The 20,890-nt window shown below is 72.8% G+C and carries 9 protein-coding genes; 8 read left to right on the forward strand and 1 reads right to left on the reverse strand.

Annotation, left to right across the window (positions count from 1 at the left end; all coding sequences use genetic code 11):
* The first annotated feature begins 6 nt into the window (after window positions 1–6).
* The 8 genes from ACFC1X_RS15095 (at window position 7) to ACFC1X_RS15130 (ending at window position 18,942) form a co-directional block, all read left to right on the forward strand.
* On the forward strand, window positions 7–1,065 hold the full coding sequence (locus ACFC1X_RS15095; RefSeq protein ID WP_376353233.1) for a FecCD family ABC transporter permease: 1,059 nt from the start codon (window positions 7–9) through the stop codon (window positions 1,063–1,065).
* Between the two features lie 11 nt (window positions 1,066–1,076).
* Window positions 1,077–2,165, forward strand: a complete 1,089-nt coding sequence (locus ACFC1X_RS15100; protein ID WP_376353235.1) for a FecCD family ABC transporter permease — start codon at window positions 1,077–1,079, stop codon at window positions 2,163–2,165.
* Between the two features lie 39 nt (window positions 2,166–2,204).
* Window positions 2,205–3,068, forward strand: a complete 864-nt coding sequence (locus ACFC1X_RS15105) for an ABC transporter ATP-binding protein (protein ID WP_376353238.1) — start codon at window positions 2,205–2,207, stop codon at window positions 3,066–3,068.
* Between the two features lie 87 nt (window positions 3,069–3,155).
* Window positions 3,156–4,211 carry an iron-siderophore ABC transporter substrate-binding protein gene (locus ACFC1X_RS15110; RefSeq protein ID WP_376353241.1) on the forward strand — a complete coding sequence of 352 codons (1,056 nt, stop codon included), beginning with the start codon at window positions 3,156–3,158 and terminating at the stop codon, window positions 4,209–4,211.
* Between the two features lie 2 nt (window positions 4,212–4,213).
* The gene (locus ACFC1X_RS15115; protein WP_376353244.1) at window positions 4,214–6,001 is read left to right on the forward strand and encodes an ABC transporter ATP-binding protein; all 1,788 of its coding nucleotides are present in this window, start codon (window positions 4,214–4,216) and stop codon (window positions 5,999–6,001) included.
* Between the two features lie 70 nt (window positions 6,002–6,071).
* A complete protein-coding gene (locus ACFC1X_RS15120; protein WP_376353247.1) occupies window positions 6,072–17,021 on the forward strand; it encodes an amino acid adenylation domain-containing protein in 10,950 nt (3,649 codons plus the stop codon).
* The gene (locus ACFC1X_RS15125; protein WP_376353250.1) at window positions 17,008–18,708 is read left to right on the forward strand and encodes an ABC transporter ATP-binding protein; all 1,701 of its coding nucleotides are present in this window, start codon (window positions 17,008–17,010) and stop codon (window positions 18,706–18,708) included. The genes ACFC1X_RS15120 and ACFC1X_RS15125 overlap by 14 nt, the downstream gene beginning before the upstream one ends.
* A gap of 156 nt (window positions 18,709–18,864) precedes the next feature.
* A complete protein-coding gene (locus tag ACFC1X_RS15130) occupies window positions 18,865–18,942 on the forward strand; it encodes a 50S ribosomal protein bL37 (protein ID WP_370443954.1) in 78 nt (25 codons plus the stop codon).
* 60 nt (window positions 18,943–19,002) lie between these two features.
* Here the strand turns inward: ACFC1X_RS15130 and ACFC1X_RS15135 are convergent, their stop codons facing one another.
* Window positions 19,003–20,709 (reverse strand): glycosyl hydrolase family 28-related protein, encoded by a 1,707-nt coding sequence (locus ACFC1X_RS15135; protein ID WP_376353253.1) that lies wholly within the window; start codon window positions 20,707–20,709, stop codon window positions 19,003–19,005.
* Window positions 20,710–20,890: the final 181 nt, after the last annotated feature.

A 20,890-nucleotide genomic window follows, 5' to 3' on the forward strand; every position in this document is an offset into this window, starting at 1 on the left:
GTCGCCATGACCACGACTGCGGTTGAGCGCCCCGCGCCCGGGGGCACGACGGAGGCCCGTCGCAGACGGGTTGCCGGTTTGGGCGTACTCGCGGTGCTGCTCGTGCTCGCGGCGGCGGCCTCGTTGGCCGTCGGCGCGCGGGCGTTGACCCCCGCCGAGGTCTGGCACGGGCTGACGGCCGCGCCCGAGGCCGACCAGCGGCTCACCGAGATCAGGCTCATCGTGCGGACCGTGCGGGTGCCCCGCACGGTCCTCGCGGTCGTGGCGGGCATCGCCCTCGGGGCCGCCGGGGCGCTGATCCAGGGGTACACCCGCAACCCGATCGCCGACACCGGGCTGCTGGGGATCAACGCCGGCGCCTCGTTCGCCGTGGTGTCGGGGATCGCCCTGCTCGGCCTGACCGACCCGTTCCTGTACGTCTGGCTCGCGTTCCTCGGCGCCGGGCTCGCCGGTGCCGTGGTGTTCGGGCTGTCGAGCATCGGCCGGGGGGCGGGCAACCCGCTGACGCTCGCCCTGGCCGGCCAGGGGATCGCGGTCTTCCTCGCGGCGATGACCACGGCGGTCTCCCTGACGGACAAGGCCTCGCTGAACGCGCTGCGCTTCTGGAACGCGGGCTCGCTGGCCGGCGTCGGGTTCGACGTCATCGGGCCGGTGTCCGCGTTCATCGCCGCCGGGCTGCTGCTCGCGCTCACCACGCTGCCCGCCGTCAACCTCCTCAACCTCGGCGAGGACGTGGCGCGCGGGCTCGGGGTGAACGTCGCGCGGAGCCGGACGGCCGGCATCGTCGCCATCACCCTCCTGGCGGGCGCGGCCACCGCGGCCTGCGGCCCCATCGCCTTCCTCGGGCTCATGGTGGCCCATGTCGCGCGGTACCTCACCGGGCCGGACTACCGCTGGCTGGTGCCGTACGCCGGTCTGCTCGGCGCGGTGGTGCTGCTGGTCTGCGACATCGTGGGGCGCCTGGTGGTGCGGCCGGGGGAGCTGGACGCCGGGGTCGTCGTCTCGTTGCTGGGGGCGCCGTTCTTCGCCGTACTGGTGTGGCGCGGAAAGTTCAAGAACACGTGAGCGGGGCGGACGTGAAGGCAGACGGGAGGGACGTGCGGCCGGGTGGGGCGGACGTGAGCGCGTCGGTGGCGCCGGGAGTGCGGCTCGGCGGTGTGTCGTTCGTGTGGCGGCCCTGGACCGCGGGCGTCACGCTGCTGCTGGCGGCCGCGGCCTTCCTGGTGTTCTGCCTGTCCATCGGCGTCGGGGACTTCCCCATCGGGCTGCCCCGGGTCCTCGCCACCATCGTCGGCCGGGGCGAGCAGGTCGACGAGTTCGTCATCCTGGACCTGCGGATGCCCCGCGCGCTGGCCGGACTTGTGGTGGGCATCGCGCTCGGGGTGTCCGGCGCCCTCACCCAGTCCATCGCGCGCAACCCGCTGGCCAGCCCGGACGTCCTCGGCATCACCAGCGGCGCGGGCGCGGTGGCGGTGTTCCTGGTGACGGTGTCGGGCGGTGCCGCGACGGCTGTCGTCGACTCCGTGGGTCTGTCGGCGGCGGCGCTCGCGGGCGGGCTCGGGACCGGCCTGCTGGTGTACTTCCTGGCGTGGCGCCGCGGGATCGACGGCTTCCGGCTCATCCTCATCGGCATCTCGGTGACCGCCGTCATGCAGGCGATCACGACCTGGCTGCTGGTCACCGCCGACATCAGGGACGTGGCCCGGGCCCAGGCGTGGCTGGTGGGTTCGCTGGACAACCGGTCCTGGGACGAGGTGCGGGTGGCGCTCTGGTGCACGCTCGTGCTCCTGGCGGTCGTGGCGTGCGCCGCCTTCCAGTTCAAGCCGATGCACTTCGGTGACGAGATCGCCGCGGGCCTCGGCGTCCGCTACGGGGCGGTGCGCGCGGTCCTGCTGCTGTGCGCGGTGCTGCTGGCCGGCGTGGCCGTGAGCGCGGCCGGACCGGTGCCGTTCGTGGCGTTGGTGGCGCCCCAGGTGGCGATGCGGCTGGCGAGATGCCCGACGCCGCCGCTGGTGGCCTCCGGCATGGTGGGAGCCCTGCTGCTGACCGGATCGGACCTGGTCGCGCGCACGGCGCTGCCGGTGTCGCTGCCCGTCGGTGTGGTCACCGCGGCGATCGGCGGGCCCTTCCTCGTCTACCTGCTGGTGCGGGCGAACCGCCGATAGCTGGTACAAAGTAAGGCGAGCCTATACGAGGGGGGTCTTGTGGCCGTTGAGTCCATCACCGGGGCCGGGACGGCAGTCGACGGCGCCACGCGGCTGGCCGCCAGGGGAGTGGCGGTCGGGTACGGGGCCCGGCCGGTCATCGACGGGCTCGACGTGGCGATCCCGCCCGGGGTGATCACCACCATCATCGGCCCCAACGGCTGCGGCAAGTCGACCCTGTTGCGGACCCTGTCCCGGCTGCTGAAGCCGACCAGCGGCACGGTCGTGCTCGACGGCGAGGACATCGCGGGGCTCAGGACCCGGGACGTCGCCAAGAAGCTCGGACTGCTGCCGCAGGCACCGGTCGCGCCGGAGGGCCTGACCGTGTCCGACCTGGTCGCCAGGGGCCGCCACCCGCACCAGAGCTGGCTCCGGCAGTGGTCGTCGGACGACGCCGACGTGGTGGGCCGCGCCCTGGCCATGACCGGGGTGTCCGACCTCGCCGACCGTCCGGTCGACTCGCTCTCCGGCGGGCAGCGCCAGCGTGTCTGGATCTCCATGACCCTGGCCCAGGGCACCGACCTGCTGCTCCTGGACGAGCCGACCACCTATCTGGACCTGGCGCACGCGATCGACGTGCTCGACCTGGTGGACGACCTGCACGAGTCCGGGTGCACCGTGGTCATGGTGCTGCACGACCTCAACCTCGCCACCCGCTACAGCGACAACCTGGTCGTGATGCGGGACGGGGCGATCCTGGCCCAGGGGCATCCGCGCGAGGTCATCACCGCCGAGCTGCTGCACGAGGCCTTCGGGCTGCGCGCCAAGGTGATCGACGACCCCGTGGGGGACCGGCCCCTCATCGTGCCCATCGGGCGGACCCACGCGGAACTCGATCCGGTTTCCCCAGAGTTGTCGCAGTGAGGGTAGGCTAACCTCACTCGGGCGCGATAAGGTTTGCTGCCCTCAGAACGGGGCGCAGTGGACGGCGCGACAGCAAGGGATCTCCGGATGCTCCTCAGAACGACGCGTATGACGCCCTGGCGACGACTGGCGGCGGCACTGTCCGCCGCCGCGCTCGGCGTCGGCCTCCTCGCGGGGTGCGGATCCGACTCGGACGACTCGTCGGACAGCGCGGCCGGCGACAAGACGACCGCCGGCGCCGGCGCGTTCCCCGTCACCGTGGAGCACGCGTTCGGAACCACGAAGGTCGCCGAGGCGCCCGAGCGGGTCGTCACCGTCGGCTACACGGACGACCAGACCGTCCTGGCCTTCGGCATCAAGCCCGTCGGCATGGTCGACCAGTACCCGAACCCGGCCGGTCAGAGCCCCGACATCAACACCCAGTGGCCGTGGGTGAAGGAGAAGTGGGGCGACGCCAAGCCCGAGGTCGTCATGAAGAACGGTGACACCGGCCCCAACTTCGAGGAGATCGCCGCACTGCGCCCCGACCTGATCGTCGCGGTGTACTCCGAGGTCGACCAGGCCGCCTACGACAAGCTCTCCAAGATCGCGCCGACCGTGGGACGCACCAAGGCGGAGAAGGAGCCGTTCAGCGCTCCGTGGCAGGACAACGCCCTGCACATCGCCAAGGCCCTCGGCAAGGCCGAGGAGGGCGAGAAGATGGTCGCCGACATCCAGGGCAAGCTCGACGCGGCCAAGAAGGCGCACCCCGAGTTCGCGGACCAGACCGCCGTCGCGCTCTCCTGGTACAAGGACTCGGTGGCCCCGTTCACCTCCACCGACGTGCGCGGACGGCTGGTGACCGGCATCGGCTACAAGTACCAGACCAAGATCGACGAGATCGCCGGCGGCGACTTCTACACCACGCTCTCGCCCGAACGCGTCGACCTGGTCGACGTCGACCGCATCTTCGTCATCAACGACAAGGCGGACCAGGACGCGTTGAAGAAGTTCAAGCTCTTCACCAACCTCGACGCCGTCAAGAACGGCAAGGTGACCTACCTGCTGGACAGCGAGGGCCCGGCGGTCGGCGCGGCCATCTCCCAGGGCACCCTGCTGTCGATGCCGTACGCGGTCGACGAACTCGTCAAGTCGGCCGGGTAGGTGTGAGCGCCACAGACACCCGGGTCGCCCCGGCCGCCCTGCGTACGGCGACCGGACGCGAAGCCACCCGCTGGGTCGGGGCGCACTGCCGTGAGGTGCCGTGGCTGACCCTCGCCACGGCACTCACCACGGTGGCCGGAGCGGCCCTCCAGGTACTCCCGGTACTGCTGCTCGGCCAGGTGGTCGACGCGGTGGTCGGCGGCGAGTCGCGCTCGGTCCTGGTCACGATCGGCGCCGTGATGGTGGCGGCCGCGCTGCTCGGCGCGGCCGCCACCGCGGTGTCGACGTACCTGATCGGGCGGCTCGGCGCCGACCTGCTCGCACGGCTGCGGGAGGGCGCCGTCCGCGCGGTGCTGGCCATGCCCAGCGCCCGTGTCGAGCAGGTCGGCCGCGGCGACGTGCTGTCCCGCGTCGGCGACGACGTGGCCGTCCTCTCCAAGGGCATCCGTACGGCCGTCCCCACGGTCTTCTCGGCGGGGGTGCTGGTCGTCATCGCCACGGCCGGCATGTTCGGCCTGGACTGGCGGCTCGGTCTCGCGGGCGCCGGCGCGCTGCCCGCGTACGCGCTCGCCCTGCGCTGGTACCTCCCGCGCTCCGCCCCGCTCTACCAGCGGCAGCGGGTGGCCCAGGCCGACCGCGCCCAGGCCCTGATCAGTGGTCTCAACGGGATCGACACGGTACGGGCGTACCGGCTGGAGGACGCCTTCCGCGAGCAGGTCACCCGTGAGTCGTGGCGGGTGCGCGATCTCGGGATCGAGGTGTTCCGGTTCTTCGGACGGTTCGTCGGCCGGGAGAACCGCGCCGAGTTCATCGGCCTGACGCTCATTCTCGTGGTCGGGTACGCCCTGCTGGAGGCCGACGCCGCCACGCTCGGCGAGGTGTCGGCGGCCCCGCTGCTCTTCCACCGGCTGTTCACGCCGCTGGGCGCCATCATGTTCACCTTCGACGAGGCGCAGAAGTCGGGTGCGAGCCTGACCCGGCTGGTCGGGGTGCTGGGCGAGGACGCCGAGGACCGGCTGGTGGGCGACGCCTCCGCCGGGCCCGCGGCGGCTGGGGCCCACCCGGTGCGGGTGGAGGGGCTGACGTTCACCTACCCGGGCGCCGAGGAGCCGGTCCTCAGGGACGTCGATCTGACGATCCCCGCCGGTGGTTCGCTCGCCCTGGTCGGCGCCACCGGCGCGGGGAAGACGACGCTGGCCGCGCTGATCGCGGGCATCGGGGCACCGCAGGCCGGGTCGGTGCGCGTCGGGCCGACCGACCTGGCCGGACTGGACGAGGCTGGGGCGCGGTCCCTGGTGACCATCCTCACCCAGGAGACACACGTGTTCTCCGGGCCGCTCGCCGACGACCTGCGGCTGGCCGCACCGGAGGCCACCGACGCCGAACTCACCGACGCCCTGCGGACGGTGGGCGCCGACAGGTGGGTCGACACCCTGCCCGAGGGACTGGACACCCTGGTGGGGGAGGGCGGCGAGCGCCTCGACGTCACCAAGGTCGCCCAGGTCGCCCTCGCCCGGCTGGTGTTGAGCCGCTCGCCCGTGGTGGTGCTGGACGAGTCCACGGCGGAGGCGGGCAGCGAGGGCGCCGCCGAGCTGGAACGTGCCGTGCTCGCCGCGTGCGCCGGCCGGACCACGCTGTTCGTGGCGCACCGGCTCACCCAGGCGATGGCGGCGGACCGCATCGCCGTCCTGGACGCCGGGCGGGTCGTGGAGGAGGGGACGCACGAGGAACTGGTGGCGCTGGGCGGCCGGTACGCGCGGCTGTGGCAGGCGTGGCGAGAGGGTAGTTAGACAAGGGTGGTTAGGCAAGCCTTAGTTAGGTTAGCCTGCCTTCATTCCTTGGAAGGGCGTGGAGTCTTCGATGATGGAACCGACCGCTCGTCTCGTACTGCTTTCTCCCAGGCACCTGACCGACATCCGCAGGCGTACCGGGGACTTCGCCGACCGCACCATCGCCGCGGCGTGCGCCATCGGGCTGTCGTACTGGGCGACGGGCCGGAGCCCCGCCGGACTCGACCTCACCGCGGGCACCCTCTTCGGCGACGTGCTCGGCTGGGTCGCCAACGGCGGGGCGACGCCCGGCGGTTGGGTGGTCGCGGCGGACGGCCGGAGCATCACCCTCCCGGACGGCGTCGTGCCGGACGACGCGCAGCTCGCGCTCGACGACCTGGCCGACTTCCCGGACCGGCCCCTCGGCACCATCGGCCCCTCCGGCCCGGCGGCCCGGCTGGCGAGCCTGGCCGAGTGGAACGACACCGGCGTCGACCGGGCGCGTCCCACGCTCGTGGAGATGTTCCTGGCCCAGGCGCGCACCAGACCGGACGCCGTCGCCGTGGTCGACGAGCACCGCTCACTGACCTACCGTCAGGCGGCGGCGATGTCGGCCCAGCTGGCCCACCGGCTGACCGGGCGCGGGCTGACCGCGGAACACGCCGTGGGCATCTCCCTGGAGCGCTCCGCCGACATGGTCGTCGGGCTGCTCGGCGTGCTCCGGGCGGGCTGCGCGTTCGTACCGCTCGATCCGCACTGGCCGGCCGAGCGCCGGGCCGTCGTCATCGAGGACGCCGGGGTCGTCGTACAGCTCAACGCCACCGGCGCACACACCCCGGACGAACCGGAGGCCCTGGCCGTCGACCTCGGCGACTGGCGCTACGGGTCCCACCCCGCCGAGGCGCCGGAAACCGCCGTCCGGGGCGACGCCCTCGCCTACGTCATCTTCACCTCCGGATCGACCGGACGGCCCAAGGGCGCCATGATCCGCCACGAGGCGATCAGCGAACGGCTGCTGTGGCAGGCGCAGGACATTCTGGGCTTCGGCCCCGACGACGTGTCGCTGTTCAAGGCGCCGCTGTCCTTCGACATCTCCGTCAACGAGATCTTCCTGCCGCTGGTCCGCGGCGGCCGGCTCGTGGTCCTGCGCCCGGGCGGCGAACGCGACCCCCACCACCTGCTCGGCGTCATCGCCGAACAGCGCGTCACCTTCACCTACCTCGTCTCGTCCATGCTGGACGTCCTGCTGGAGATGGCGGGCGACTCCGGACGACTCGACAGCCTGCGCCACGTGTGGTGCGGCGGCGAGGTGCTGACACCCGAGCTGTACGAACGCTTCCGCACCCGGCTCGACATCCCCCTCTACCACGGCTACGGCCCGGCGGAGACGACCATCGGAGTCTCCCACGTCGTCTACCGGGGCGCGGCGGAACGCCTGTCGACGTCCATCGGAAAGGCCAACCCCAACACCCAGCTGTACGTCCTCGACGACGAACTGCGCCCGGTCCCGGTCGGCGTCGGCGGCGAACTGTACGTCGGCGGCTTCCTCCTGGGGCGCGGGTACGTGGGCGCGCCCGGCCTGACCGCGTCCCGGTTCGTGGCCAACCCCTTCGCCAACGACGGGTCCAGGCTCTACCGGACCGGAGACCTCGCGCGCTTCGCCCCCGACGGCTCGCTGGACTTCCTCGGCCGCGCCGACAACCAGGTCAAGATCCGCGGCATGCGCCTGGAGATCGAGGACGTCGAGATCGGCCTCGCGGAACACCCCGGGGTGCGCCACACCTGCGTCGTCGCCAAGAAGAACGCCGCGGGCGGCACCTACCTCGTGGGCTACGTCATCCCCGCCGCCGGCCACGAGAACCTCCGTGCCGACGACGTCAAGGCGTGGGCCGGCGCGCACATGGTGGAGTACATGGTGCCCACCCACGTCGTCGTGACGACCGGGTTCCCGCTCACCGCCAACGGCAAGATCGACCGCCACGCGCTGCCGGAGCCCGTGACCGACGCCGCCGCGTTCACGCCGCCCACCACCGAGAACGAGCGGGCGGTGTGCGCGGCGGTCGCGGCGCTCCTGCGACTGGACGAGGTCGGCGTCGACCAGGACTTCTTCCAGCTCGGCGGGGACAGCATCCTGGCGATCTCCCTGCTCGGCTCGCTGCGCGAGGCGGGCCTCTACGTCACGGCCCGGCAGATCTTCACCCACAGCACCGTGGGAGCGCTGGCCGCCGTGGCGAGCCGCGATGACACCACGGTCGTGGACCACCGCGACGTCCCGACCGGCACCGTCGTGGGATCCCCCGTCGTGCAGTGGCTCGGCGAGACCACGGACGCCATCGACGGCTTCGTGCAGTCGGTCGTGCTGAACACCCCGGCCGACCTCGGCGCGGACGCCCTCGACGCGATCCTCACCGCCGTGACCGGCCGGCACCCCATGCTCCGCGCCCGGCTGGTGCGCGGCGACCGCTGGGGCTTCGACATCCCCGACGCGGCCCCGGCCGCGGCCCTCTGGCAGCAGAGCGACCGGCCCCTAGACGCTTGCGTCACCCTCGCCACCGAGGTACTGGACCCCGACTCCGGCGCCATGCTGAGCGCCGTCTGGCGGCGCGCGGCACGGCAGTTGGTCGTGGTCGTCCACCACGTCGTGATCGACGGTGTGTCCTGGCGGGTGCTCATGGAGGACCTGGCCACGGCCTGGCGGCAGTTCTCCTCGGGCGCACCCGTCGAACTGGCCCCCGAGGGGACGTCGTTCCGGCGCTGGACCCAGCTGCTGGAGCGCGCCGCATTCGACGCCGACAGCGCCCCCTTCCGGCGCCCGCTGCCGGGCCCGGACGCACCGTTGGGCGGCCGCGCCCTGGCCGCGACCGACACCGTGGCGAGGGAACGCGTACGCACCCTGTCGCTCGACGCGGGTGCCACCGCCGCCGTCCTCGGCGAGACACCCGCCAGGTTCCACGCGGGCGTCAACGACGTCCTGCTGAGCGCAGTCGCCGTCGCCCTCGCCCGGTGGCGCCGCGACCTCGGCCAGGCCCAGACCTTCGCGCACATCGAGCTGGAGGGCCACGGCCGCGAGGGACGCTTCGTCGCCCCGTCCGCCGGCTTCGAGCCCGAACTCTCCCGGACCGTCGGCTGGTTCACCACTCTCTTCCCGGTCACCGTGGACCCCGGCACCGCCCCCGACCTCACCGCACCCGCGTACCTGGCCACCGCGCTCAAGGCGGTGAAGGAAGACCTCGCGCGCGTACCCGACAACGGCGTCTCCTACGGCGCCCTCCGCCACCTGGCCGGAGTCTCCTTCGACGCACCGGCACCCCAGGTGCTCTTCAACTACCTCGGCCGCTTCGAAGCCGGGGGCTCCGGCGACTGGCAACTCGCGCGCACCACGGAACAGCTGGGCGAGAAGCGCGACCCGCGCATGCGCCTGCCGCGCTCCCTGGAGTTCAACGCCGTCGCCGAACCCGGCACGGACGGCGCGTACCAGCTCGTCACCACCGTCTCCTGGCCCGACGGCATGTTCACCGACGACGACATCACCACCCTCGGCGGCTACTACCTGGACGCCCTGAACGGCCTGGCCGCGCTCGACCGGGGCGGCCACACACCCAGCGACTTCCGCCCACTGGCACTCACCCAGGCCGACGTCGACACCCTGGACGGACCCGCGCTGCGGGATATCCTCCCGCTGACCCCCTTGCAGGAGGGCCTGTACTTCCACTCCGTCTACGACGACGACGCGACGGGCAGCTACGTCGAGCAGCAACTGCTCACCCTGGACGGCGAGGTCGACACCGACCGGCTCGCCGCGGCGGCCACCCGCCTGCTCACCCTGTACCCGAACCTGACCGCGCGGTTCGTGGCCCTCGACGACGGCCGGGTGGTCTCCGTCCTGGAGAACGGCGTCCAAGCGCCCTTCACCGTGCTCGACCGCCCCGGCATCACCGACGACGAGATCCGCGAGCACGCCGAACGCGACCGCCGCGCCGGGTTCGACCTGGCCACCGGCCCGCTGACGCGGTACACCCTCGTCCGCACGGACGACCGTCGGCACGTCCTGGTGCAGACGGTGCACCACATCATCGCCGACGGCTGGTCGGTGCCGCCCATGCTGCGCACCCTCCTCGCCGAGTACCACGCGCCGGGCACCGTCCACCCGCTCGGCGGCTTCCGCGACCACGTGCGGCGCCTCGCCGCACGCGACGACGAGGAGAGCGACCGGGTCTGGCGCGAGCAGCTCGCCGGACTGCCCGGCCCCTCCCTGGTCGCCGAGGGCCACACCCCCTCCGACCGCTTCGCGGACACCACCGCGGTGCCGGAGATCGACGTCGAGGCCGCCGCCCGCGCGGCCGGCGTGCCGCTCAGCGTCGCCGTGCACGGCGCCTGGGCCCTGACCCTGGGCTCCATCCTGGGCCGCGACGACGTCGTGTTCGGCTCGACGGTCTCCGGGCGCGACGCCGACGTGCCCGGCATCGAGGACATGGTCGGCCTCTTCATCAACACCATCCCCCTGCGCGCCCGGTGGACCGCCACCACGACCGCACGCGACCTGCTCGCCGCCGTCCGGGAGCACCAGAGCGCGGTCCTGCCGCACCAGCACGTCCCCCTCGCCGGGATCACCCGGCGGACCGGCGCCGGCCCCCTCTTCGACACCCTCGTGGTGTTCGACGTCGCGACCGACACCGCGGACCTGCGGCGCCCCGGCGACACGCTGGTCATCACCGGCATCGTGAACGAGGGCGCCCCGCACTACCCCCTGACACTGGTGGTGGAACGCACCCCCGACGGCCGACCGCGCTTCAACCTCATCCACGACGGTGAGCTGCTGCGCGAACCCAGGGCCCGACGCATCCTGCACACCTTCACCCGCACCCTCACCGGCCTGCTCACCCGCCCGGACACCCCGGTCGGCCACCTCGCCACGGAGGAGTCCCGGCGCGTCGAACCGGTCGCCCCGGCCACCCTGGGCGGGCTCTTCGACGCCGCCGCACGCCGCGACCCCGCCGCCACCGCCGTCACCCAGTGCGCCCTCGACGGCACCACGCGCTCCCTGACCTACGGCGAACTGGCGCACGCCAAGGACGAATTCGCCGCAGTCCTGCGCGCGGCCGGTGTGGCACCGGGCGGTCGCGTCGCCGTCGCCGTTCCGCGCTCCGTCGAGCAGGTCGTCGCCCTGGTCGCGGTGGTCGGCGCGGGCGGAGCGTACGTGCCGCTGGACCTGGCCTACCCGGACGAGCGACTGGAGTACGTCCTGGCCGACGCCGCGCCGCAGGTCGTCCTCGTGACCCCGGAGCAGCGCGACCGCTTCACCCGGCTGCTGGACCGCGCGGGCGTCACGGCCCGGGTGCTCGTACAGGGGGAGGAGCTGCCCGCACCGGCCGGCACCGAGCCGGGTCCCGAGGCCGACTGGCGCGACCCCGCCTACGTCATCTACACGTCCGGCTCGACGGGCCGGCCCAAGGGCGTCGTCGTCCCGCACGCCGCCGTGGTGACCCTGCTCGCCCACACGCGGCCCGCGATGGAGTTCGGCCCGCACGACGTGTGGGTCCAGTTCCACTCCTTCTCCTTCGACTTCGCGGTCTGGGAACTGTGGGGCGCGCTGACCCACGGCGCCGAACTGCTGGTGCCCGACTACGCGCTGACCCGTTCCCCGGTCGACTTCCACCGGCTGGTCCGCGAGCGCGAGGTGACCGTGCTCAACCAGACGCCGTCGGCGTTCCACCAGTTCGCCGAGGCCGACCGGCACGCCGGTCACCCGCTCCCCGCACTGCGCCGGATCATCTTCGGCGGCGAACCGCTGGACCTCGGACGCCTGCGCGGCTGGGTCGACCGGCACGGCACCGCCTCGCCCGAGCTGGTCAACATGTACGGCATCACCGAGACCACGGTCCACGTCACCCACCGGGTCCTGACCGACGCGGACTTCGGCCCCGGCGACGACGCCAGCCCCATCGGCGGCCCGATCCCCGGCCTGGTCACCCACCTGCTCGACGACCGGCTCCGGCCGGTACCGCCGGGGCGGGTGGGCGCGATCTACGTCGCCGGCGACCAGGTGTCCCTGGGCTACCTGGGCCGCCCGGGGCTCACCGCCGGGCGTTTCGTGGCCGACCCGTTCGCCGGTGACGGCTCCCGCATGTACCACACGGGCGACCTCGCCCGCCGCACGCTCGACGGCGAGCTGGAGTTCGCGGGCCGCGCCGACGACCAGGTGCAGCTCAAGGGGTTCCGCATCGAGCCCGGCGAGGTGGAGTCCGCGCTCCGGGACCTCGACGGGGTGGTGGACGCGGCCGTCACGGTGGCGGACACCGGCGACCACCTGGTGGCCCATGTCGTGGGCCGGGTGCCCGACGACCTCACCGCCCTCCTGGCGGCGAAGCTGCCCGCGCACATGGTGCCGGGCCGGGTGCTGCCCGTGGACGCGCTCCCGCTGACGGTCAACGGCAAACTGGACCGCGGGGCCCTGACCGCGCGCGCCGCGGAGACGTACCGGGACACGGTGCCGTCGGCGGGCACGACCAGCGCCCTCCGGCCCCGGGACCCGGCAGCGGGGGACCCGCAGAGTGCCGACGCCCTCGGCCCCCTCGTAGGCATCTTCACCGAGACGCTGCCCGGCGCGACGGTGGACGCCGACACCGACTTCTTCACCGCCGGCGGCGACAGCATCGTCGCCATCACCGTGATCAACCGCGCCAGGGCACTCGGCCTGCCGCTCACCCCGCGCGACGTGTTCCTGCTGAGGACACCGCGCGCCCTGGCCGACCGCCTCGGCACCACCGGCGCCCCACACACCGAGACCCCCGCACCCACCCGCCGCGAGGACGGCCCGCTGCCCCTCACGCCGATCATCCTGCGCCAACGCCAACTGGGGGGCCCGCTCGCCGGGTTCGCCCAGGCCAGGACCCTCATCGCCCCCGAGGAAGCCGGCCTCGCCGACGTGCGACGCGCCGCCCAGGCCGTCGTGAGCGCGCACCCGGCGCTCCGGCTGCGCCTGCGCGTCCAGCACGGCGTGTGGTCCCTGACCACGGAGCCCGACCGCGAGGTGACGGTCGTCCGCACGGACGGGACCGACGCGACGGCCGCCGCCGACCTGGCCGCCGGCCGACTCGACCCCGAGTCGGGCGAGGTCGTCGCGTTCACCTGGCTGGAGACGAGCCGCACCCTGGTCGTCGTCGTGCACCACCTTGCCGTCGACGCGGTGTCCTGGCTGATCCTGCTGGACGACCTGGCCGACGCCCTGCGCGGGACGCCCGTGGCACCGCCGACCACCTCCTACGCCGAGTACGCCGAAGCACTGACGTACCGGACCGCCACCGCCGTCGACGACCTGGACCACTGGCTCACCACACTCGCCGCCCCCATGCCCCTGCCCCCGGCCACCGGGCTGCGCGAGACCACGGCCGTCCTCGCGCCCGAGGTGAGCGAACGCCTGACGCGTACCGCGCCCGCCGCACTCGGCCTCGGTCTCACCGAGCTGCTGTGCGGCGCGCTGCGCACAGCACTCACCCGAGTCCAGGCGTCACCCACCGACCTGGCGATCGACCTGGAGCGGCACGGCCGCGTCCCGGCCCTCGCCCACCACGACTACACCCGCACCGTCGGCTGGTTCACCGCCATCGCGCCGGTACGGCTCACCCCGCACACCGACCCCGTCGCCGCCGCACACGAGCTCACCGAACGGCAGCCCGACGAGGACGCGCACGCCGCCTACGGCCGGCTCAGGTACCTCAACCCGCAGACGGCCCCGCTCTTCGACACCCACCCGCAGGTGCTGTTCAACTACCTGGGCCGTGGGGGCGAATCCCAGGCGCCGCGCCTGACCGGCGAGGACGGTCGCAGCCCGTACGCCGTCGAGGTGAACGCGTGGACCGACGCGGCCACCGGCGCCCTGCACGCGGAGTTCACCCTCGCCGAGGGCGTCCCCGACACGCTCACCGGGCACTGGCTGACGGCACTCGAACAGATCGCGGACGCCGCCGGGACCGCCGAGCGCACCGCGCCGGTCACCCCCCTCCAGCGTGGCCTGTTCTTCCAGGCCCAGATGGCCGGCTCGACCGGGCACTACGTCGCCCAGAGCTACTTCACCTTCGAACGGCGCCTGGACACCGACGCGTTGGCCGAGGCGATGGCCTTCGTGATCGCCCGGCACCCGGTCGTGGGCGCGGGCTTCGCCACGGACGACGACGGCGACCCCGTCCAGGTCCTCGCCGCCGGACGGCGGGTCGGCGTCCGCACCGTGGACGCGGCCACGGAGGCGGAGGTCGAGGCCCTGCGGCTGGCCGACCGGGACACGGGATTCGACCCGGGTGAACCACCGCTGATCCGGCTGACCGTGGTGCGCCTGCCCGACGACCGTGACGGTCTGCTGCTCAGCTACCACCTGCTGCTGTGGGACGGCTGGTCGCGCGAGATCGTGCTGCGGGACCTCTTCGACGCCTACCAGGCCGTCCTCGCGGGCACGCCCCCCGTCGCGGTCCCGGCCACGCCGGGCTTCGAGGACCACGTGCGGGCGCTCGCCGCCAAGGACCCCGCCGTCTCCGAGCGCTTCTGGGCGGAGCACCTGGCCGGGCTCCCCGGCCCGACCCTGCTGGCCGGACCGGCCCCGGCCCTCTCGGACGACCTGCCGCGCGCACTCGTCCACACCCTGGGTGCCGAAGAGTCGGAACTGCTGCGGGAGGCGGCCAGGACGCACGGGGTCACGCTGAACTCCGTCCTCACCGGCGCGTTCGGCCAGCTCCTGGCCGCCCGGACCGGCCGCACCGACGCCGTGTTCGGCGTGACCGTCTCCGGCCGCGACGGCGAGGGGCTCGCCGACATCGTGGGCGTGCTGCTCAACACCGTGCCCACCTGGACCCGGGCCCGGCCGCACGACACGGTCCGCGACTACCTCACGGCGGTCCAGACGGCCAGGGTCGAGGCCATGGAGCACGAACACCTGGGGTTGGGCGAGATCCAGCGGGCCGGCGGCCACGACACCCTCTTCGACAACCTGTTCGTGCTCCAGAACTTCCTCGACATGGACGCCTTCGCCGAGATGAACGCCCGGCACGGCATCACCTCCGTGCGCGCCGACGACTCCACCCACTACCCGTTCACCTGGGTCGTCACCCCCGGCGACCGGCTCACCGTCAAGCTGGAGTACCGCGACCACGACACCGCGAACGCCCGGCACCTGCTCGACGACTACCTGCGCGTCCTGGACGACCTGGCCCGGTCCACCGGCCCGGTGGGCGCGCTGCGCGGCCTGGGCTCCGAGCCCCGCCCCGTCGAACGCACCGACGTCGGCACCGACACCGTCGTCGACCGGTTCGACCGGGCGGCGGACCACGACCCGCGTCGGGTGGCGGTCGTCGCCGACGGCTCCACCATGACCTTCGCGGAACTCCGCGACCGCAGCCGCGCGGTGGCGGGCGTCCTCGCCGGGCGCGGCATCGGACCCGAGACGAACGTGGCCATCGCGGTCCCGCGCTCGCTCGACTCCATCGTGGCCCTGTTCGCCGTACTGCGCGTCGGCGCCGCCTACGTGCCGCTGGAGCTGGACCATCCCGACGAGCGGATCGCCGCGATCGTGGCGGACGCCCGCCCGGACGTCACCCTCACCGTGAGCGCGGTCTCGCCCCGGCTGACCGGTGACCTGATCGAGCTGGACCGCCCGCTGCCCGAGGCCGAGCCGTACCGCACCTTCGCGCCGGACGATCCGCACCGGCTGCGGCACCCCGCGTACACGATCTACACCTCCGGATCGACCGGGAGGCCCAAGGGGGTGGTGACCGAGTACGCGGGGCTGACCAACATGCTGGTCAACCACCAGCGTCGGATCTTCGAACCGGTACTGGCGGAGCACGGCCACCGGACCTTCCGGATCGCCCACACCGTGTCGTTCGCCTTCGACATGTCGTGGGAGGAACTGCTGTGGCTGGCCGACGGCCACGAGGTGCACATCTGCGACGAGGAACTGCGCCGTGACGCGCCCCGCCTGGTCGAGTACTGCCTCCGGCACGGCATCGACGTCATCAACGTGACCCCGACCTACGCGCAGCAGCTGGTCGCCGAGGGACTGCTCGACGACCCGGCCCGCCGGCCCGCGCTGGTGCTGCTGGGCGGCGAGGCCGTCACCCCGGCCCTGTGGCAGCGGCTCGCCGAGACCGAGGGGACCGTGGGCTACAACCTGTACGGACCCACCGAGTACACCATCAACACCCTCGGCGTCGGCACCTTCGAATGCCAGGACCCGGTCGTCGGGGTCGCCATCGACAACACGGACGTGTACGTCCTGGACCCGTGGCTGCGACCGCTGCCCGACGGCGTCCCCGGGGAGCTGTACGTGTCCGGCATCGGCATCGCGCGCGGCTATCTCGGGCAGCCCGCACAGACCGCGCACCGCTTCGTCGCCTGCCCCTTCGGCATCCCCGGCGCACGCATGTACCGCACCGGCGACCTCGTGCTGCGCCGCCCCGACGGCAACCTGATGTACCTCGGCCGCACCGACCAGCAGGTCAAGATCCGCGGCCACCGGGTCGAACTCGGCGAGGTCGAGGCCGTGTTCGCCGCGCACCCGGCGGTGCGGTTCGTCGCCGCCGTCGCCCAGCCCGACCCGCAGGTCGACGGCGCCCACCGGCTGGCCGCCTACCTCGTGCTGGACGGCGCCGACCTGGCGGCGGTCTCGGCCGAGGTCGGTGCCGGGCTGCCGGACTTCCTGCGCCCCACGCACTACGCGCGGGTCGACGCCATCCCGCTGACCGTGAACGGGAAGGCCGACACCAAGGCGCTGCCCGAGGCCAAGCCGCTGGGCGCGCTGACCACGGCGGGGGAGCGCGGCCCGGAGACGGAGACCGAGACCACCGTGTGCGAGTTCTTCGCCGAGGCACTGGACCTGGACGACGACGAGGTGAGCGCGGTCAGCGACTTCGTGGCCCTCGGCGGGCACTCCATGCTTGCCGTACGGCTGACCGGACTGCTCCGCCGGGAGTACGGTCCAGTGATCACGATCCGCGATCTGTTCACCCTGCGAACCCCGGAAGCGATTGCCCGCCATCTCGATGAAGAATCCTGACAAGCAGCGGACCCGCCAGGGGTCCAAGATCCTGCGCACCGCCCTGCGGCGCAACCTCGGCGCCATGGCCTGGGGCACCCTCCTCATGGGCCTCTACCAGGCCGCCGAGACCGCCTTTCCCATCGCGCTCGGACTGATCGTCGAACACACCATGCGGGACCGGAGTCCCGGCTCGCTCGGTGTCTCCATCGGCGCGCTGGCCGTGATCATCACGACTGTGTCGCTGTCGTGGCGGTTCGGGATGCGGGTGCTCCAGAAGGCCAACACGACCGAGGCGCACCGCTGGCGGGTGCGGGTCGCGGGTCGCGGACTCCAGCCCGTGGCCCAGGACATCGACCTCAAGTCCGGCGAGGTGCTGACCATCGCCACCGAGGACGCCGACCAGACCGCCGACATCATCGAGGTGGTGCCGCTGCTGATCAGCTCGCTGGTCGCGGTGCTGATCGCGGCGGTCGCGCTGGGCCTCGCCGACATCCGGCTCGGCCTGCTGGTGATCGTGGGGACCGCCGCGATCCTGTCGGTCCTGAGCGTCATGTCCAGGCGGATCGGCTCCAGCACCCGTGAACAGCAGGCCCGGGTGGCCCGGGCGGGCGCCAAGGTCGCCGACCTGATCATCGGGCTCCGTCCGCTGCACGGCTTCGGCGGCAACCACGCGGCCTTCCGTTCGTACCGGAGGGTCAGCACGGAGGCGAAGCACCAGTCCATCACCGTCGCCCGGGTCAACGGCGTCTACGCGGGCACGGCGCTGGGCCTCAACGCGGTGCTCGCCGCCGCGGTGACCCTGACGGCGGGCTGGCTGGCCTTCGCCGGACGGATCAACATCGGCGAACTCGTGATGGCCGTGGGGCTCGCGCAGTTCATCATGGAGCCGCTGAGGCTGTTCTCGGAGATGCCGAAGTACGTGATGATCGCCCGGGCCTCTGCCGAGCGGATGGCGCTGGTGCTGACCGCGCCGCCGGTGACGACACCGGGCACCGGCCGCCCGGCCGCGGGCGCGGACCTGGAGGTCGACTGCGTACGGCACGGGACGCTGCGCAAGGTGCGGTTCCGGGTGGGCCCCGGCGAGTTCGTCGCGATCGCCGCCTACCAGCCGCGCGCCGCCGCCGACCTGGCCTCGGTCCTGGCGCTGCACGTCCCGCCCGACGGGTACGACGGGAGCGTGCGGCTCGGCGGACGCGACCTGGCCGACCTCCCGGTCGAGGCGGTCCGCGAGCATCTGCTGGTCAACCCGTACGACGCGGAGATCTTCGCGGGCACCCTCCGCACCAACATCGACCCGTCGGGCACCGGGCGGACCATCCCCGAAGCGGTCGAGGCGTCGATGCTGACCGACGTCGTCGCCCTGCACCGCGAAGGGCTCGACTACGCCGTCCGCGACCGCGGCGCCAACCTCTCCGGAGGACAGCGTCAGCGGCTCTCCCTGGCCCGCGCCCTCGCCGCCGACACCGACGTCCTCGTCCTGCGCGACCCGACGACGGCCGTCGACGCGGTCACCGAACAGCTCATCGCCCGCAACGTGGCCAAGCTGCGCCGGGGCCGCACCACCCTGGTGATCACCAGCAGCCCCGCCCTCCTGGACGCCGCCGACCGCGTCCTCGTCCTCGACGAGGGCGTCATCACGGCCGAGGACACGCACCGCAACCTCCTCGCCACCGACGAGGAGTACCGCCTGGCGGTGACCCGCTGACCCACTGGCCAGGTGCCTCGGCGGTCTCGCACATGTGTCTCCCGATACACCCGTTCAGGATGTTTGCCGTGGCGCGGACGGGAAAGGGGTCCTGTGATCACCGGAGCCGACAATCCGGTGCACAGCGTGTCAAAAGTGAGTAGCAAGGAGGTTTCGATGTCCTCGAAGCGACGTCGCAAGAAGAAGGCCCGCCGCAAGAACGGCGCCAACCACGGTAGCCGTCCGCAGAGCTGAGGACGTCCCGTCGTATCGGGTGGGTGGCGAACGCCACCCACCCGACGCGTGTCCGGGGGCCTACTGCTCCAGCCAGCGCTGAGCCTCGTACAGGTTCCGCGGGCGTACGGCGTCGGGCGTGCCGTACAACTCCAGACGCGCGTGCAGGTCCCCGGCGAAGTCGGGGACGTCGATCTGGTCGAACTCGCGCACCTCGTTGATCCCGACGGTGGCGGACCAGGGAGCCAGACCGTCGATCCTCATCAGACCGGCCCGGCCGTTCGTCACCCTGATGTTCCAGTGGGCGAAACGGGCCCCGAAGAGTGGGCCCGCGCTCGCGTCGCCGCCGTGCCGGCCGTTGTTGTCCACGGTGATGTCGGTGCGCACGTTCGCGAAGGGCATGCCGCGGTGACTGTCGAAGGTGCCCATCTCCATCACACCGCGTGACCAGACGTTGTGCGAGGAGAGCCCCTCCACGTTGATGCCGTGCAACTGGGTGGCGGCGGGGGCGGGCGTGGTGCGTTCCTCGACGGTGAAGTCCTCGATCAGGTTGTCGTGGGACCCCTCGCGGCAGAAGTACGGGTGGTGGGAACCGCGCCCGGCCACCTTAGTGCGGCTCAGGGTGCAGGCCGAGGCGGCGACCAGTCCGAACCCGTTGTCGACGTGGCGCACGGTCACGTCGTCCACCCGGCAGTCGTAGGCGCACTGGAGCACGACGCCGTTGTACCCGGGGTCCAGCAGGTGCGGCTGCTGGGGAACGTCAGGGGCCTCCAGGGTCAGCCCTTCGACCCCCGCGCCGGTCAACTCCCCTACGTGGGTCGTCAGCCGGGGATCCCACTCGGGGCGGAGGTCGAGCGGCAGCGGGCGCTCCAGGGTGACCCGCCGGCCGCGTACGTCCGTCAGGCGGACCGGCCACTCGTAGGGCACGTACGACGTCAGCTTCGTCTTGTCGCCCCAGGAGTAGGACTCGGCGCCCGGGCCGCCGCCCGCCATGTGCGCGAGCAGGGTGTGGTCCGCGTCGTCGGCGAGGCGCAGCAGGACGAGGTCGCCGGGACGGAGCCGTGAGGGGTCGCTCACCCGGACCGTCCAGGACCCCCGTCGGGCGGGGGTGACGGTGGTCAGCGTGCGCCACTCGTCGCGCCGGTTGCCGGTCCAGCCCTCGAACGGCCACTCCTTCGCCCTGATGGCGTCGGCGAGGGAGTTCCAGCGGGCCTCGGGGGCCAGCCAGATCAGGCCGCCCGCCCAGGACCAGGAGGACTTGTCGCCGCCGTACCGGGACCCGTAGGCGCCGACGAGTTCGGTGAGGTGCTTGGTGGCGCGCAGCGTCGTCCGGTCGCTTCCGGCACCGCGCAGCACGACGTTCGAGTGGCCGACGCGGATCAGGCCGTCGATGCGGAGGGTGCCGGGCGGCAGGGTGACGGTGCCGCCGCCGGCCCGCCCGGCGACGGCGAGGGCGCGATTGATCGCGGGGGCGCAGTCGGTCCTGCCGTCCGCCACCGCACCGAAGTCGCGGACGTCGGCCACCACGGGGCGCCGGGGGAGCCGTGCGGCCCCGCCGAGACAGCCGGCCCGGCCGACGAAAGGGATCTGGGGGTGCGTGAAGGGAGACCGGGCGAACTCACGCCACAGGGGCGGCACCACCCCGGGCGGCGCCCCAGCCGCGGCGAGGGCCGCCGGTGCCCCGGCCACGGCACCGGTGGCCATGACCACGGCACCGCCGAGCAGACCCCGTCTGGTGACCGGACCGGCGCAACCGTCCGCGCTGCCGCGGCTCTTGTCGTGAGACATACCCGCCCCTTCTCCGTTGCTCCGTCAGACATGTATGTGAATCACGTGCGCGGTGGAGTTCCGGGGAGCATGGCACGTCGATGTCGAGTCGGAAAGACCGCCCGCAGGATCCCTGAGTGATCACTTCCGTTCACGTACAGGAACGACACCCAAGGGTGTACACCCATGGTGCCGTGTGCCA

Origin of the sequence: Streptomyces sp. NPDC056128, from assembly GCF_042263835.1 — a bacterium.
In the GTDB taxonomy this organism is placed as follows: domain Bacteria; phylum Actinomycetota; class Actinomycetes; order Streptomycetales; family Streptomycetaceae; genus Streptomyces.